At 36.5% G+C, this 15,355-nt stretch carries 19 protein-coding genes and 1 riboswitch; of the genes, 14 read left to right on the forward strand and 5 right to left on the reverse strand.

The window, feature by feature from the left end:
* Window positions 1-122 precede the first annotated feature (122 nt).
* Window positions 123-464 (forward strand): DUF1516 family protein, encoded by a 342-nt coding sequence (locus tag MOC86_RS00340; protein WP_019393946.1) that lies wholly within the window; start codon window positions 123-125, stop codon window positions 462-464.
* 37 nt (window positions 465-501) lie between these two features.
* Here the strand turns inward: MOC86_RS00340 and MOC86_RS00345 are convergent, their stop codons facing one another.
* Window positions 502-1,404: an aldo/keto reductase gene (locus tag MOC86_RS00345; protein WP_268582265.1), complete on the reverse strand. Its 903-nt coding sequence runs from the start codon at window positions 1,402-1,404 to the stop codon at window positions 502-504.
* Between the two features lie 227 nt (window positions 1,405-1,631).
* On the opposite strand from MOC86_RS00345, the gene MOC86_RS00350 reads away from it, so the two are divergent.
* The gene (locus tag MOC86_RS00350; protein ID WP_268582266.1) at window positions 1,632-2,519 is read left to right on the forward strand and encodes a cation diffusion facilitator family transporter; all 888 of its coding nucleotides are present in this window, start codon (window positions 1,632-1,634) and stop codon (window positions 2,517-2,519) included.
* A 28-nt stretch (window positions 2,520-2,547) separates the two neighbouring features.
* Here MOC86_RS00350 and MOC86_RS00355 read toward each other — a convergent pair whose 3' ends face one another.
* Window positions 2,548-2,868, reverse strand: coding sequence for an ArsR/SmtB family transcription factor (locus tag MOC86_RS00355; RefSeq protein ID WP_019393943.1), 321 nt, complete (start codon window positions 2,866-2,868; stop codon window positions 2,548-2,550).
* Between the two features lie 146 nt (window positions 2,869-3,014).
* Here MOC86_RS00355 and MOC86_RS00360 point away from each other — a divergent pair, with 146 nt between their 5' ends.
* Both MOC86_RS00360 and crcB read left to right on the forward strand, forming a co-directional pair.
* Window positions 3,015-3,392, forward strand: a complete 378-nt coding sequence (locus MOC86_RS00360) for a fluoride efflux transporter FluC (protein ID WP_268582267.1) — start codon at window positions 3,015-3,017, stop codon at window positions 3,390-3,392.
* Window positions 3,389-3,751, forward strand: a complete 363-nt coding sequence (gene crcB, locus MOC86_RS00365) for a fluoride efflux transporter CrcB (RefSeq protein WP_268582268.1) — start codon at window positions 3,389-3,391, stop codon at window positions 3,749-3,751. The genes MOC86_RS00360 and crcB overlap by 4 nt, the downstream gene beginning before the upstream one ends.
* Before the next feature lie 26 nt (window positions 3,752-3,777).
* Here the strand turns inward: crcB and MOC86_RS00370 are convergent, their stop codons facing one another.
* Window positions 3,778-4,275, reverse strand: a complete 498-nt coding sequence (locus MOC86_RS00370) for a GNAT family N-acetyltransferase (RefSeq protein WP_268582269.1) — start codon at window positions 4,273-4,275, stop codon at window positions 3,778-3,780.
* Between the two features lie 138 nt (window positions 4,276-4,413).
* Between MOC86_RS00370 and MOC86_RS00375 the strand changes: the two genes are divergently transcribed.
* From MOC86_RS00375 to MOC86_RS00415, 9 genes are all read left to right on the forward strand, one after another.
* Window positions 4,414-5,256: an SPFH domain-containing protein gene (locus MOC86_RS00375; protein WP_268582270.1), complete on the forward strand. Its 843-nt coding sequence runs from the start codon at window positions 4,414-4,416 to the stop codon at window positions 5,254-5,256.
* 4 nt (window positions 5,257-5,260) lie between these two features.
* Window positions 5,261-5,431, forward strand: a complete 171-nt coding sequence (locus MOC86_RS00380; protein WP_268582271.1) for a toxin-antitoxin system HicB family antitoxin — start codon at window positions 5,261-5,263, stop codon at window positions 5,429-5,431.
* Window positions 5,432-5,480: 49 nt separating this feature from the next.
* A riboswitch (TPP riboswitch) is annotated at window positions 5,481-5,588 on the forward strand.
* Between the two features lie 78 nt (window positions 5,589-5,666).
* Entirely contained in the window at window positions 5,667-6,287 is a 621-nt protein-coding gene (gene tenI / locus MOC86_RS00385; RefSeq protein ID WP_268582272.1) for a thiazole tautomerase TenI, read from the forward strand.
* The gene (gene thiO / locus MOC86_RS00390; protein ID WP_268582273.1) at window positions 6,274-7,401 is read left to right on the forward strand and encodes a glycine oxidase ThiO; all 1,128 of its coding nucleotides are present in this window, start codon (window positions 6,274-6,276) and stop codon (window positions 7,399-7,401) included. Before tenI ends, thiO begins: the two co-directional genes overlap by 14 nt.
* Before the next feature lie 3 nt (window positions 7,402-7,404).
* On the forward strand, window positions 7,405-7,608 hold the full coding sequence (gene thiS / locus MOC86_RS00395; RefSeq protein WP_243514698.1) for a sulfur carrier protein ThiS: 204 nt from the start codon (window positions 7,405-7,407) through the stop codon (window positions 7,606-7,608).
* Between the two features lie 2 nt (window positions 7,609-7,610).
* Window positions 7,611-8,378 (forward strand): thiazole synthase, encoded by a 768-nt coding sequence (locus tag MOC86_RS00400; protein WP_243514697.1) that lies wholly within the window; start codon window positions 7,611-7,613, stop codon window positions 8,376-8,378.
* Window positions 8,378-9,397 carry a MoeB/ThiF family adenylyltransferase gene (locus tag MOC86_RS00405; protein WP_268582274.1) on the forward strand — a complete coding sequence of 340 codons (1,020 nt, stop codon included), beginning with the start codon at window positions 8,378-8,380 and terminating at the stop codon, window positions 9,395-9,397. Before MOC86_RS00400 ends, MOC86_RS00405 begins: the two co-directional genes overlap by 1 nt.
* 209 nt (window positions 9,398-9,606) lie before the next feature.
* The gene (locus tag MOC86_RS00410; RefSeq protein WP_268582275.1) at window positions 9,607-11,358 is read left to right on the forward strand and encodes an ABC transporter ATP-binding protein; all 1,752 of its coding nucleotides are present in this window, start codon (window positions 9,607-9,609) and stop codon (window positions 11,356-11,358) included.
* The gene (locus MOC86_RS00415; RefSeq protein ID WP_268582276.1) at window positions 11,355-13,358 is read left to right on the forward strand and encodes an ABC transporter ATP-binding protein; all 2,004 of its coding nucleotides are present in this window, start codon (window positions 11,355-11,357) and stop codon (window positions 13,356-13,358) included. The genes MOC86_RS00410 and MOC86_RS00415 overlap by 4 nt, the downstream gene beginning before the upstream one ends.
* Window positions 13,359-13,388: 30 nt before the next feature.
* Here MOC86_RS00415 and MOC86_RS00420 read toward each other — a convergent pair whose 3' ends face one another.
* Together MOC86_RS00420 and MOC86_RS00425 are read right to left on the reverse strand one after the other, a co-directional pair.
* Window positions 13,389-14,012: an NAD(P)-dependent oxidoreductase gene (locus MOC86_RS00420; protein WP_268582277.1), complete on the reverse strand. Its 624-nt coding sequence runs from the start codon at window positions 14,010-14,012 to the stop codon at window positions 13,389-13,391.
* Between the two features lie 287 nt (window positions 14,013-14,299).
* The gene (locus tag MOC86_RS00425) at window positions 14,300-14,515 is read right to left on the reverse strand and encodes an alpha/beta-type small acid-soluble spore protein (protein ID WP_019393929.1); all 216 of its coding nucleotides are present in this window, start codon (window positions 14,513-14,515) and stop codon (window positions 14,300-14,302) included.
* Window positions 14,516-14,781: 266 nt separating this feature from the next.
* Between MOC86_RS00425 and MOC86_RS00430 the strand changes: the two genes are divergently transcribed.
* On the forward strand, window positions 14,782-15,000 hold the full coding sequence (locus MOC86_RS00430; RefSeq protein ID WP_268582278.1) for a hypothetical protein: 219 nt from the start codon (window positions 14,782-14,784) through the stop codon (window positions 14,998-15,000).
* Window positions 15,001-15,355: the final 355 nt, after the last annotated feature.

Genomic DNA, 15,355 nt, shown 5'->3' on the forward strand with positions numbered 1-15,355 from the left:
TTAATTCTTGAACAGTTTGTAAAAAATATTATAAAAGCATTGTCACTAGATAGAAACCTCTATAAAATTAAAATGAACCTAATGTAAAAGTAAAACTTAAGAGAGAGTTGGGGGGAGAAAACATGGATTTATGGGAAATCTTTTTCAAAGCACACCAAGGTTCTTGGGGAGTGCTTGTTGTACTTTATCTTATAAGCTATATCTTTAGTAAACAGAAAATCACACATATGATTTTACGTTTATTTTACGTAATCATGCTTGTATCAGGTATTGGAATGCTTGCACTTGGCGCATTACAAACCGTATTTATCGTAAAACTTGTTATTGCAGTTCTTGCAATTGGACTAATGGAAATGACGATTTTAAGAAAGAGAAGAAACGAACCAACAGGGGCTTTCTTTATTTTATTGATTGTTCTTGTTGCAGTTCTTGTATCAATAGGATATGGATATATTCGCTTCTAAAAAAGCTAGCTTAGCAATCGCTAAGCTAGCTTTTTTATTAAGGCACTTCATGTCCCATTGAGCTTTGTAAGATTTCAAACCATTGCTCAGTTGAAATAGGACAATTTAGAGCATCTACAGCGTTATGAATCCGTTCTTTCTTGCCTGAGCCGACAATTGGCATAATGCGGGCTGGATGAGCAAGAAGCCATGAGTAGATGACTTTATCAATCTCTGCGATTTCAAGCTCTTCTCCGACTTTTTTTAGAGTAGCGTGAAGACGGAGTGATTTTTCATCTTGTTCCGTAAAAATGCTTCCACCACCAAGCGGTGACCAAGCCATTGGAGGAATCCGTTTTTCTTGACAAAGATTAAGTGTCCCATCTAGAAAGTTTTCTAAGTTGGAAGGAGACAGTTCAAGCTGGTTTGTGACAAGTGGAAAGTCAAGGTAAGATTCCAGCATACGAAACTGATGATCTTTAAAGTTTGAAACCCCAAAATGACGCACTTTTCCTTCACGATGAAGAGTTGAAAAAGCTTCAGCAACTTCTTCCGGATTCATAAATGGATCTGGTCTATGAATGAGTAACAAGTCAATATAGTCTGTTTTAAGGGCTTTCAATGAGTTGTGAGCAGATAATAAAATGTGCTCATAACTTGTATTATAGTAATGTGAAGTGTGTTGAGGACGTTGCTTTGATGGTAAAACAATACCGCACTTTGTGACAATCTCTATCTTGTCTCGAAGAGAAGGATTAAGAGAAAGGGCTTCCCCAAATTTTTCTTCACAAAGGTAACTTCCATAAATGTCTGCATGATCAAACGTTGTAATACCTTCATTTAAGCAATATTCAATGAGTTCGAGTGTTTCTTTTGATGAGTATTTCCAATCTTCTAACCGCCATAATCCATGAATAATACGAGAAAATGATAAATTTTCAGCAATTTGTATCCTCTCCATAGCTATTCCTCCTTAGCAAGACTCTTTTTTTATTATCTCTGAATCCTTGTTTTCTGACAAATGAAAACTTGTTGACAATATGTTTAACGAAAAAGTGAAAAAGTGAAAAGAATAAATGTGTATGTATCCTTTTCAAGAGAGAGAGAATAGAAATTTGAAGAAGGTAGAAAAAAATGTAATAATATAATATATGAGCATGTAATCATATAAGGAGAGGAGAGAGAAATATGGGGCATGATCATAGTCATCATCATACAAATAACAAGAAAGCGTTAACGCTATCCTTTTTCCTCATTTCTTTTTATCTAGTAGTAGAAGTGATTGGTGGAATCATGACAAATAGTCTTGCTTTACTTTCTGATGCTGGGCATATGCTAAGTGATGCTGTCTCCTTAGGTCTTAGCTTATTTGCTATTAAGATGGGGGAGAAAAAAGCAACAAATACAAAGACATACGGATATAAACGGTTTGAGATATTAGTTGCTTTTTTAAATGGCCTTGCTCTTATTTTCATTTCACTTTATATTCTTTGGGAAGCTTTTCATCGTCTTTTAACTTCTCCTGAAGTGATGAGTACAGGAATGATCATCATTTCATCAGTGGGGCTTGTTGTAAACATTGTAGCGGCCTTTCTGTTAATGAAAGGAGATCATCATGATAATTTGAATATAAGAAGCGCGTTTTTGCACGTTTTAGGAGACTTGCTTGGCTCAATTGGAGCGATTGTGGCAGCTGTCCTTATTTTACTATTTGGATGGAACTGGGCAGATCCTGTTGCAAGTATTATCGTTGCTGTCCTTGTTATTGTCAGTGGGATAAGAGTGACGAGAGATTCGTTTCATGTCTTAATGGAAGGAACGCCGTCCAACTTAAATACTGAAAAAATTAAAGAGAAATTGCTAACAATAGATGGAATTAAAGGGGTGCAAGATCTTCATATATGGTCAATTTCTTCAGATTTTCCTGCTTTGAGCTGTCATATTGTAGTAGAAGATTTTAATCGGTATGAGCAAATTATGACAGAAGTTAACCATATATTGAGTCATGCTTTTCATATTGAACATACGACAATTCAAGTTGATAAACACCAAGATATGTGTGGTCACTGCAATTAAAAAAGAGAGGAAGAATGTCCTCTCTTTTTTAATGGTGCTGTGCATGTTCAATTGCTTGTTGTAGCAAATCAATAACATGTTTGTCATCATGTGAATAGTAAAGGGTTGTTCCTTCACGACGAAACTTAACTAAGCGTAAGTTTTTTAAAAATCGAAGCTGATGGGAAACGGTAGATTGAAGCAGCGATAGTTTTGCAGCGATATCTGACACAGAGTGTTCGCCTTGAAAAAGTAGATGTAGTATCCGTAGGCGGGTTGGATCTGATAAAGCCTTGAATGTTTGGGATACGATAAAAAGCGTTTCTTCATCAATATCCAAATGAGTTTGTTCTTGCTCATGTTCGCTCATCGTTTTCGCTCCTTTATTAATCTCTTCTTTATTATAAGAAAAGAATGGCAAAGGAACAAACGAAAAAGAAGAAATGTGAGTGGTTTACAAAGAAAACAAAAAAGAGGACAATAAAAAATGAAATAACAGAAAGAACGTGATACATATTGAAAAATTCTATAGCTGTAGCTGTTGGAGGGGCTTTAGGAGCATATTTGCGATATGTTACAACTCTTTGGATTCCACACGGCAGCTTTCCATATCACACCCTTTTTCAAAATATAGTTGGAAGTTTTATATTAGGAGCGCTGACAGCTTATTTTAGTTTGCGAACACGAAGAGAGTGGATTAAGGTAGGGCTTGGCACAGGGGTTTGTGGTGGATTTACAACATTCTCTACCTTGGCTTTTGATGCCGTCTTTTTAAAAAATACAGAGGCGTTTCTTCTTTACATTAGTATTTCTCTTGGATTTGGTCTTCTTGCTGTCTTTTTAGGTGCTAGGTTTGTAAGAAAATTTGTGAAGGAACGAGGTGTAAGGAAGTGAGTGCACTGTTTGTTATAGTTGGAGGAAGTATTGGTGCACTTTGTCGCTACTGGCTTGGTCTTATTTTTTTAGCATGGACTAAAAAATCAAAGATGCCATTATCAATGCTTATCGTGAATGCACTTGGAGGACTAGGACTTGGCGTATTTTATCATTTCACTTTTCCTTTATCTTCAACAAGTTCTCTCTATCTTTTGGTAAGCACAGGGTTTTTTGGAGCATTTACGACCTTTTCAACATTTAGTGTTGAGGCAATGGATCTTTTTCAAAAGAAAGCATACTCTTTGTTTTTTATTTATATTTTGCTTTCTTTTGCAGGAACAATTGGGCTTTTTTATTTAGGATATTACGGCATGTAAAAAGAGCGGGGAAATTCCGCTCTTTTTTAGTGTGAAAGAAATTTATCATATCCATAAAATTCATCTTCTTTTCCCTCAAAATACATTTCTCCAACTTTTTGAAAGCCTGTGCGCTCAAAGAGCTTTTGTGCTGGCTTATTTAAAGAAGATGTATCTGTTTTTAAATAGGAAATGCCTTGTTCTTCTGCAAGATGTTCGAAGAAGTCCATAAAAGCAGAAGCAACGCCTTTTCCTCTTACTTTCGGATTTACAAGAAGACGGTGCAAGACAAGTGCCTTTTCATCTGAGCGCCACTTTATTTGTTCGTACGGTTTTCCCTCAACCATATCAATCGTCGCTGAACCAGCAATTTTCCCTTGTTCTTCTTGAACGTATAGAGTGCCGCTACGAATATCTTCTCTAAAAGATTCTTCCGTTGGATAGGTTTCATCCCACTGGTTGTTTCCTTCGGCATGCATCATTTTAATGGATTGCTTTGCTAATGATGCAATCTCAGGGATATCTGTTAGCTGTCCTTTCCGCACTTATCATCACCTCCGATATTAGGATAACCAAATAAGGGAGGAAACAAAAAGGATTTGCTTAATGATTTAATTTACAATTATATACAAAAGTGATATCATAATGATATAAATTAAATATTAATAAAAAGGAGTGTTGAAATGAAGGAAAAGAAAGCATTTTATATGAATGGATATCTAGGGGTAGTTGTCATTCTTCTTCTTTTAGCTTTTGCTGTTGTTTCATTTGCTGAAGAAAATGTAATTCTTGCTGTTCTTCTTGTTATTGTAGGGGCGGTACTAGCTACAGGCATTACGATTGTGCAGCCAAATCAGTCAAAAGTGATTATCTTTTTTGGAGAGTATTTGGGGTCGATTCGTGATAGTGGATTATTCATGACGATCCCTTTTAGTACGAGAAGAACCGTTTCTCTGCGCGTACGCAACTTTAATAGCAAGCGTTTAAAAGTAAATGATGTAGAAGGAAATCCAATTGAAATTGCTGCTGTTATTGTATTTAAAGTTGTTGATGCAGCTAAAGCAGTATTCGATGTTGATCAATATGAAGAATTTGTTGAAATTCAAAGTGAAACCGCAATACGTCATGTTGCCACAAAATATCCTTATGATACATTTACAACAGAAGAAATTACGCTTCGTGGAAATGCTGATGAAGTGTCAAAAGAAATGGCGCGAGAGCTTCAGGAGCGTTTAGCTGTTGCAGGTGTTGAAGTAATTGAAACAAGATTAACTCATCTTGCTTATTCAACAGAAATTGCTAGTGCAATGCTGCAGCGTCAGCAAGCTTCAGCTATTTTATCAGCTCGTAAGAAAATTGTTGAAGGTGCTGTTTCAATGGCTCAAATGGCTGTTGAACAGCTTGATCGTGATCCCGTTTTAGAGCTTGACGAAGAGCGGAAAGTTAACATGGTCAATAATCTAATGGTGGCGATTATCTCGGATAGAGGAACGCAGCCAGTCATTAATACAGGTAGTCTTTACTAGTTTTATGGCTAAGAAAAAAAACTTTCCGCTGCGAATTGACCCAGAACTTCATAAAATCCTTGAGCGCTGGGCACAGGATGAGTTTCGAAGCGTGAATGGCCACATTGAATTTTTGTTACGTGAAGCAATAAAACGCGCTGGAAGATTAAAAAATCATGAACATAAAGAAGAATAGGCTTGTCATTTCTTACTAGTTTGTTATAATGAAGGAAAATTATATAAAACATCATCACTAGGGGTGCTATTGTGAATAGCTGAGACGGAAATATATTTCTGAACTCTTTGAACCGGATCTGGTTTGTACCAGCGTAGGGAAGTGTGAGAAACGTTTTTTAATCATCTAAAAATGTTTATTCAAACCACCCTTACGCTTGTATGGGTGGTTTTTAGTTTTCTAAAGAGGTGAAATTGTGGCATTTTTATATGCGGTAACATCTGGAGAACAACCTTTTGAGAAGATAATTCGAAATATTAAATTTATTGATCCGTACGTAGAACTTATTCAAATTAGAGAAAAGAAAAAGACAGCTCATGAGCTTAATGATCTTATTGATTCCATACTAAATCAAGGAATATCTCCAGCTAAATTAATTGTGAATGATCGCGTTGATATAGCTTTAGTAAGAGGATTAAGGGGAGTTCATCTTGCTTATCATAGCTTAAGTGTTAAAGATGTGAAGAAAGCTTTTCCGCATCTTTATGTTGGAAAGTCTGTTCATTCGCTAGAAGAAGCAAAGCAAAGTGAGCAGGATGGAGCTGATTACGTTGTTTTCGGTCATTTATATGAAACCTCTTCAAAAAAAGGAAAAAAGCCTCGCGGTGTACAGGAACTAGCTCAGATTGTTGAAGAACTATCTATCCCTGTTATTGGAATTGGAGGCATTAATATAAGCAACATAGGAGAAGTGAAAGAAACAAATGCTGCAGGCATTGCACTTATGTCCGGTTTGTTTCAAACAGAAGCTCCAGGTGAAACAGCTAGAGCTTACTGGAATTTATTAAATGGGAGCGAACACTGTGAAAGAGTATGATGTAATAGTCATTGGAGGCGGTGTGATAGGCTGTTCCATTGCATATGAACTTGCCAAACAACATAAAAAGGTCGCTGTTGTGGAGCAAGGAGAAATAAGCAGTGGTGCCTCACGAGCTGCTGCGGGTATTTTAGGAGCACAAGCTGAAATTGATGAAGAAGGTCCTCTCTTGCAATTTGCGCTAAGTAGCCGAGAACTTTTTAAACATCGTGTAAACGAACTGAGAGAACTAACGGGAATTGACGCAGAGCTTATCGAAAAAGGAGTATTAAAGGTAGCAACGACAGAGGACGGGTTCGAAGAATTGAAGAGGAAATTTAGCACCTATAAAAAATGGGATCCGTCTGTTGAATGGTTAACAACAAGTGAACTGAAAAAAAGAGAAACAATGCTTTCTTCAACAATTAAAGGTGGGATTTTCTTACCGAATGACGGGCAGCTTAATGCTTTTAAATATACAAAAGCTCTTGCATATGGCACAGCTGTTTATGGAGGAGATCTCTATGAACATTGTCACGTTTCTCAGATTATTGAAGAAAATGGGTATGTTAAAGGAGTTGTTACGTCACAAGGTACTTTTGCAGCTTCATCTGTTGTTGTCACAACAGGAGCATGGACAAGCAAGCTACTTCCATATGTAACAGAGAAAAAGGTTTATCCTGTTAAAGGAGAGTGTATGCTTCTTAAATCAAACAAACCGATTTTAGAGCATACCATTTATACACCAGAAGCTTTCTACATTGTCCCAAAAGCAGGAGGAAAACTTCTAGTCGGCGCAACAAGAACACCGCATACATTCGATAGAGCTGTTACGTTCGGAGGGATGAGCAAGCTTTTTGAAAAAGCGAAAGAGCTAATTCCTGAACTTTCTCACTCTGTTTTCTTAAAATCGTGGACAGGTCTGCGGCCTCAAACAGATGATGGATGGCCTTACTTAGGGGAAAGTCCTTATATGAAAGGTTGTTTTTTAGCATATGGACATTACCGAAACGGGATTTTACTCAGTGCTAAAACAGGAGAATTGATGAGAGATCTTATTAACGGTACTCAGCCAAAAGAGCATTTTTTTAACGCTTTCTCACCGGAAAGAGCTTACTCTTTGAAAGGAGGATAACAGATGAACTGCAAGATAAACGGTGAAAATATTAAGGTAGAGCCACATATTAGTAATGTTTATGAACTTTTAGCAGCATATGGAATGGAAAACAAAATATTAGTTGTAGAGAAAAATGGAACAATCTTAGAAAAAGAAGATCACATAAACGAAAATATTCAAGATGGAGACACATTTGAAATTGTGTCATTTGTTGGAGGAGGATAATAATGTTAAAGATTGGTTCTTATTCATTTCAATCACGTTTACTATTAGGTACAGGAAAATTTCCAAACTATGAGATTCAGAAAAAAGCAGTTGAGGCTTCAGAGACAGAGATTTTGACGTTTGCAGTTAGAAGAATGAATATCTTTGATCAGGCACAACCGGATTTGCTAGAAGAGCTTAACGTTAAGAATTATACACTATTACCGAACACAGCGGGAGCGAAAACAGCTGAGGAAGCTGTTCGAATTGCTAAACTAGCCAAAGCTTCTGGACTTTGTGATATGGTAAAGGTTGAAGTAATCGGTTGTGACAAAACGCTTCTTCCAGATCCTGTAGAAACATTAAAAGCAAGCGAAGAGCTTTTAAAAGAAGGATTTACTGTGCTACCATACACTTCAGATGATGTTGTATTAGCAAGAAAGTTAGAGGAATTAGGAGTACATGCCATTATGCCAGCAGCAGCTCCAATTGGTTCAGGACAAGGAATTCTTAATGAGCTGAACTTAAGTTTTATTATTGAACAAGCAAATGTACCTGTTATTGTAGATGCAGGGATTGGTACAGCTTCTCATGCAGCACGCGCAATGGAACTAGGTGCAGATGGGGTTCTTTTAAATACGGCTGTATCAGGAGCTAATGATCCAGTTTTGATGGCAGAAGCAATGAGAGATAGTATTATAGCTGGGCACAAAGCATTCAGAGCAGGTCGTATTCCAGCGAAGCGATATGCTACAGCGAGTAGCCCAAAGGAAGGGATGACAGTTAGTTAATGACTCGTTACTCAAGACAAGAGCTTTTTGCTCCAATTGGAAAGAAAGGACAAGGGAATATTGCGAAAAAACATGTGCTTATGATTGGAGCAGGAGCACTTGGTACTGGCAATGCAGAAGCGCTAGTACGAGCAGGCATTCGTAAACTCACCATTGTTGACCGAGATTACGTAGAATGGAGTAATCTTCAGCGTCAACAGCTTTATACAGAGCAGGATGCGAAAGAACAAACGCCAAAAGCTATTGCTGCTAAAAAGCGATTAGAACAAATTAATAGTGAAGTAGAAATAGAAGCACACACGCTTGATGTTACTTCCCTTGAATTAGAAAGTCTCTTAAAACAAGATTCTGTTGATTTAATTATGGATGCTACAGATAACTTTGATATTCGCTTTATTATTAATGATATGGCACAGCGTGAAAATATTCCGTGGATTTATGGAGCATGTGTTGGAAGTTATGGTCTTTCATATACTATTTTACCTGGAAACACTCCTTGTCTACATTGTTTAATGAAGACTGTACCGCTTGGCGGTGCAACATGTGATACAGTTGGAATTATAGCTCCCGCTGTTATGATGGTTACGGCTTATCAAATGGCAGAGGCAATGAAGATTCTTGTAGAAGATTTTGAAGCCGTTAATCGTAAACTTGTTTCATTTGATTTATGGAAAAACCAGCAAACAGCTATTTCCGTTGACAAGCTAAAAAGGGATGACTGCCCGTCTTGTGGCATATCTCCACTCTATTCACATCTAAAATATGAAAATCAGCTTAAAACAGCCGTACTTTGTGGGAGAGACACAGTTCAGATTCGTGTGCCGAAAAGAGAAGAAGTAGACTTAATGAGAATTGAGAAAGACTTGAGTTCAACACATACCGTAAAGCGAAATCCATTTTTACTTTCTTTTGAAGAGGGAGACATCCGCATTGTCCTTTTTAAAGATGGACGCGTATTTTTACACGGTTTAAAAGATATTAAAGAAGCAAAGAAAGTTTATCACCGTTATTTTGGATAGAGTAATTGACTAAAAATTGAAAAAAATCTAGAATAAAGCTATCTTATATTTAGAAAACGATTTTAGTATAGAAGAGATAAAAGCCATTATCTTCTCATACAATAATAAAGTTGTTTTCTTTTGAAAGATAGGTAAGGACATCGCTTTAAAAGACGATGTCTTTTTTTATGGCAGATATTATCCATAAAATAACAGGGAGGAGAGAAGGCATGTTTTCAGTTTTAGGTAAACTATCATGGTTTTTTAAAAAGTATTGGAAAAGGTATACAAGCGTCCTGCTCTTGCTACTTTTAGCAAGTATTTTAGATGTCCTGCCGCCTAAAATACTTGGAGTCGTAATCGATAGCATTGGGGCAGGCACGTTAACCTCTCCCTTTTTAGAAAATAGGATTTTCTTTCTAACAGTGATTGCCATTATCGTTTATATTATTACATACATTTGGATGCGTCAGCTTTTTGGAGGCGCTAATATTCTTGAGCGTGTTTCACGAACTAAGCTGATGAATCATTTTTTAAAGATGTCTCCTCCTTTTTATGAGCGTAACCGAACAGGAGATTTAATGGCGAGAGCAACAAACGATGTAAAAGCAGTTGCTGCAACAGCTGGATATGGGATTTTAACACTTATTGATTCAACCGTTTTTATGCTTACAGTTCTTGTCATGATGAGTGTAACAATTAGTTGGAAGCTTACAATTGCTGCTGTCTTTCCTTTACCGATTATGGCTTTTTGTATTAGCAAACTTGGTACAAAAATTCATCATCGCTTTATTAGAGCACAAGATGCTTTTGGAAAAATGAATGACAAAGTTCTTGAATCTGTAGAAGGAGTACGGGTCGTTCGAGCTTATGTTCAAGAAGAACATGAAATAATGAAATTTCATGAAATGACAGAGGAAGTTTACAACCGAAATCGCGAAGTAGCTCAAATTGATGCCCTTTTGGCACCGCTTGTGAAAATTTTAGTTGGCGTAAGCTATTTAATTGGGCTTGGATATGGAACATATCTTGTTTTTCATAGAGAATTAACACTAGGGGAGCTTGTTTCGTTCAACGTTTATCTTGGAATGATGATTTGGCCAATGTTTGCCATTGGAGAACTCATTAACATAATGGAGCGCGGAAATGCGTCCGTTGATCGTGTAAATCAAATTCTCCAGCAGAAAGAAGATATAAAAAATAACGCTATTCTTCAGCATGTAGAAGTGCCAGCTCCAATTGAATACAAGCATTTATCTTTTTCTTACCCTACATCACCAAAACCTGTTTTAAACAATATCTCATTTACGGTCTATAAAGGAGAAACGATTGGGATTGTTGGACGAACTGGAAGTGGAAAAACAGCGCTTATTCAACAGCTTCTTCGTCAATACCCGCTTGGCTCAGGAGATCTTTTAATAGGAGATGTACCAATTCAGCATATTGCTTTAGAACGTTTGCAAAGCTGGATTGGATATGTACCACAGGAGCATGTCCTGTTTTCAAAAACAGTAAAAGAGAACCTCTTGCTTAGTAAAGAGACGGCAAGCGATGAAGAGGTAGAAGAAGCAATAAAATTGGCTGCTTTTGATAAAGATATCCCGTTTTTAAGCAAAGGACTTCATACGCTTGTTGGTGAAAAAGGCGTGGCGCTGTCAGGAGGGCAAAAACAGCGTTTATCAATTGCAAGAGCTCTTTTACGTAATCCTCAAATTCTCATTTTAGATGATTCTTTATCTGCTGTTGATGCAAAGACAGAAGAACAAATTATTCGTAATCTAACGAGAAAACGAAAAGGAAAAACAACATTTATCATTACGCATCGTTTATCAGCAGTTGAGCATGCTGATCATATTTTAGTGCTTGAAGATGGGCGTATTATCCAGGAAGGAACACATAAGGAACTGAAACAACGAGAAGGATGGTACAGAGAGCAGCACATAAGGCAGTATTTAAAAGAAGAAAGTGAGGTGAAAGGATGAAAACAGCAAGTCGTTTATGGAACTATGCGTTAACACAAAAGAAACTTATTATACTTTCTCTCCTCATGCTAATTGTAGCGGTTTCCTGTGAGCTTTGCGGTCCATTTCTGGCTAAACGAATGATTGATTATCATATCTTAGGAATTGAAAATGGATGGGTCGAAGTAGATGAAAAAGATGGAGCAGTTCACTATAATGATGCATGGTATGAAAGGCGAGACAGAGTTCAACAGTACAAAAATAGGGACGTTGCAGAAGTCCTATTAGTTGGGCGCTCTTATTACTTTGTTCCTGAAGAAGTTCAAAAAGGTGGCGTTCGCTCTGTTGAAGATGGAATCTTAACAGTAAAGAGTGATAAGAAAGAGAGTCAATATAAAGCTGAAAAGTTAACAGGAAGTGAAGTGCTTTCTTTTTATAAGGAAGAAACAAAACCAATTGTTTGGTTAATGAGCGTGTACTTTTTCCTTCTTGTTGTAGCATCTGTACTCCACTTTGGTCAGCGTTACTATTTGCAGGTTAGTTCCCATCGCATCATTCAGAAGATGAGAGAAGACGTCTTCTTTCATACGCAGAAGCTTCCTGTATCGTATTTTGACCGTTTTCCAGCAGGACAAATCGTTTCACGCATCACAAACGATACAGAAGCAATTAGGGAACTTTATGTGACCGTTCTCGCCACGTTTGTAACAAGTATCGTCTATATTATAGGAGTTTTTGTTGCGCTATTTATTTTAGATCCGAAACTAGCTTTTGCCTGTTTTGTTATTTTTCCTATTCTTTTCATTTGGGTTGTTCTTTATCGTAAGTTTGCCTCTTTTTACAATTACCGAATTCGAACAAGAATTAGTGAACTGAATGGATCTATTAATGAATCAATTAACGGAATGACTATCATTAGAGCTTTTGGAAAACAAAAGATGTTTCAAAAAGAATTTGAGGATATTAATAGAGATCATTTTACTTATCAAAACAAACTCAACTCTTTAAATGCCTTAACATCGTATAATCTTGTGGGCTTTTTACGAAATATTACGTTCGTTCTTATTATCTGGTATTTTGGAGGAGGATCTATTAATGGAGGAAGCATCATAACAATTGGAATTTTATATGCTTTTGTTGATTACATTAATCGACTCTTTGAACCTCTTACAGATATTGTGAATCAGCTTTCTAATTTAGAGCAAGCCCGTGTTTCTGCCTCGCGTGTGTTCGAATTTTTAACAGAAAAAGAGGAGAAGTATGAAGTTGGAAAAAGAAAGAAGTATGTAGGAGAAGTAGCTTTTCATAACGTTTCATTTGGCTATAAAGAAGGAGAGGAAGTGCTACATAACATTACTTTTAAAGCACAGCCAGGAGAAACAGTGGCGCTTGTTGGACACACTGGATCAGGTAAAAGCTCTATGATGAATATCCTTTTCCGCTTTTATGATGTTCAAAAAGGGAAAATTACCATCGATGGAGAGGATATATCAACGATCTCGAAACAAGAACTTCGAAAAAATATGGCTATTGTTTTACAAGACCCCTTTTTATTCAGCGGAACAGTTAAGGAAAACATCACGCTTAATGAACAAAATATTGATGATAAAAAAGCCTTTCTGGCTATTAAAGCTGTAGGGGGAGAAGGCATTATACGAAAGTTAAAAGGCGGGATGAACGCACGCGTCACAGAGAGGGGCACAATGTTTTCAACAGGAGAAAGACAGCTTCTATCATTTGCTCGTGCTCTTGCTTTTAATCCGTCTATCTTAGTTCTCGATGAAGCAACAGCAAATATTGATACTGAAACAGAAAGCGTTATTCAGCATGGACTTGATGTTTTAAAGAAAGGAAGAACAACGTTTATTATTGCTCATAGACTTTCAACAATTAAAGAAGCAGATCAGATTCTTGTTTTAGATAAAGGAAAGATTGTAGAGCATGGAAATCATGAAGAACTGATGAAAAAAAGAGGCATCTATTATGGGATGTATAAAACACAAAAAGGAGAAGCAAGTTAAAAAAGGAAAGCCCATTGGGCTTTCCTTTTTTTAATAGCAAATACCAACACGGCAGTAAGGATAATTGCTTTCTAATAGCTCGTTATAAACAAATTTCGCTGTATCTCCTGCTGTAATGAGCTTTCCGTCTTTTGGTAGCATGTTCTTCTCAGCTCGAATCACTTGGTCTGTTTCGCCTCCATCTGGAAGGTATGTTGGACAAACAATAGTCCATTTTAAAGAAGTATCAGCGAGAGCTTTATATACTTTCAGATGTTCTTCAGCTGCTCGAGTTGTTTTCTGTTTTGATTCACTTGATTGGAACCGGTACAAAGCAGGTTGCAGGCGAGATTGTAATATCCCTGCTGTCCCAACTGTAACAATCTTAGAAATATCATATTCATACATTGCTTCAATAATGTGAGGTATTGCAACACTTAATGTTGTAGCACCATCTGTATTAAGCGCACTTAATATAGCATGAGTATCTCTTATTGTATTTTTTACATCTTGACTATTTTTAGCATCGCCTTTCACTATTGTAAGAGACTTATGAGCTTGTTTTATGCGACTTTCATCTCGAACAAGTGCAGTAACTTCATGTCCTTCTTCAAGAAGTTTATTAAGAAGGGAAGAACCAACTCGACCAGTTGCTCCGAATAAGGCAACTTTCATTTTATTCACCTCTTTGACTTAAATTTAATGTTTTTCAGCTTATCATACAGCCAAGAAGAATGATGTAAAAGAAAAGGCTCTTTTCTAGAAGTCAAATGTTTATTATGTATACTGATGTCGAATCTACACTAAGATTGTACTACTTTGCTACTTTTTTGTACATTTTTAGGGGGACTGAAAATTGACGATTAACGGTAAATCCAATATAAGTAAAAACAAAAGAAGCCCTAAGCAACCTTAGGGCTCCATATCCAATATCATTCATTTGTAGAGGGAAATCTTTAAATTTATTTGTAGCTTCCACCAAGTTGTTGCTCAGCCATTTGTACTAAGCGTTTTGTGATTTCGCCACCAACAGATCCGTTAGCACGAGAAGTTGTGTCTGCACCTAATTGTACGCCAAATTCGCTAGCGATTTCATACTTCATTTGTTCAAGAGCTAATTCTGCACCAGGTACAACCAGTTGATTAGTATTGTTGTTACGAGTTTGGTTTTGTGGCATTATTACTCATCTCCTTAAATTTGTTTAAAATGGGTGGGTTCACTGGAATTGAACCAGTCTAATAGAGGAACCAACTTCCTGTAACCCAGTGTGTAAATGTTTGTTTCTGTAAGTTTGTACTCCTATTATGAGAGACTATAAACAATACTATGCATATCTTTTATTTGGTAAATATTACAATAATGAAAAGGGTGGATTTTACTAAGAGTAATGCGAAACATTTTCGAACATATTAGAGGTAAATAAGGAATAGTGAGGGGAAAATGATGTGTCCACTTTGTAATGGATTTAAAGAATGTGATTATATTTGTTCAACATGTGGTCATCTTTTAAAAGATATGGGAAGAACAACAGATTATTTAGATGAATACAGCGCATACGTAGACTTTGATGATACTAAAAATGTCGACGGAAAAGTAAGTCATGCGTGCTGTCATCTTCTTTATTGTGAAAATTGTAATCATGAACAAAAGGTATTTTTTTAGATTAAAGTACACTTTACATTAAACAAATCATACTTCCGTATAGGAGATAACTTCTTAGTATTGTTTACATTTGAGGGATGACGCTAAGCTTGTCCTTAATAAGATAAGAAATATTTCTTCACTCAGAACCTGTCTTGCAAAATAAAAAGAAATGTTTTTATCAGTTACAGTATTATTCCATGTTTGGTTATTGCTATATATATATAGGCACAAGAAAGAGGAGTATCCTGCTTTCTACAACTTTTATACGTTGGGCATATTGTTTGTAAATATGCTTTGGTTTTAAAGTTGTTATCTATGTATAGGCTAAAAGAGAAAAAAGTCTCTTTTAGCTTTTGTTATCTAGCATAAAGTT

It is taken from the genome of Priestia endophytica, from assembly GCF_026790145.1.
In the GTDB taxonomy this organism is placed as follows: Bacteria; Bacillota; Bacilli; order Bacillales; family Bacillaceae_H; genus Bacillus_I; species Bacillus_I endophytica_A.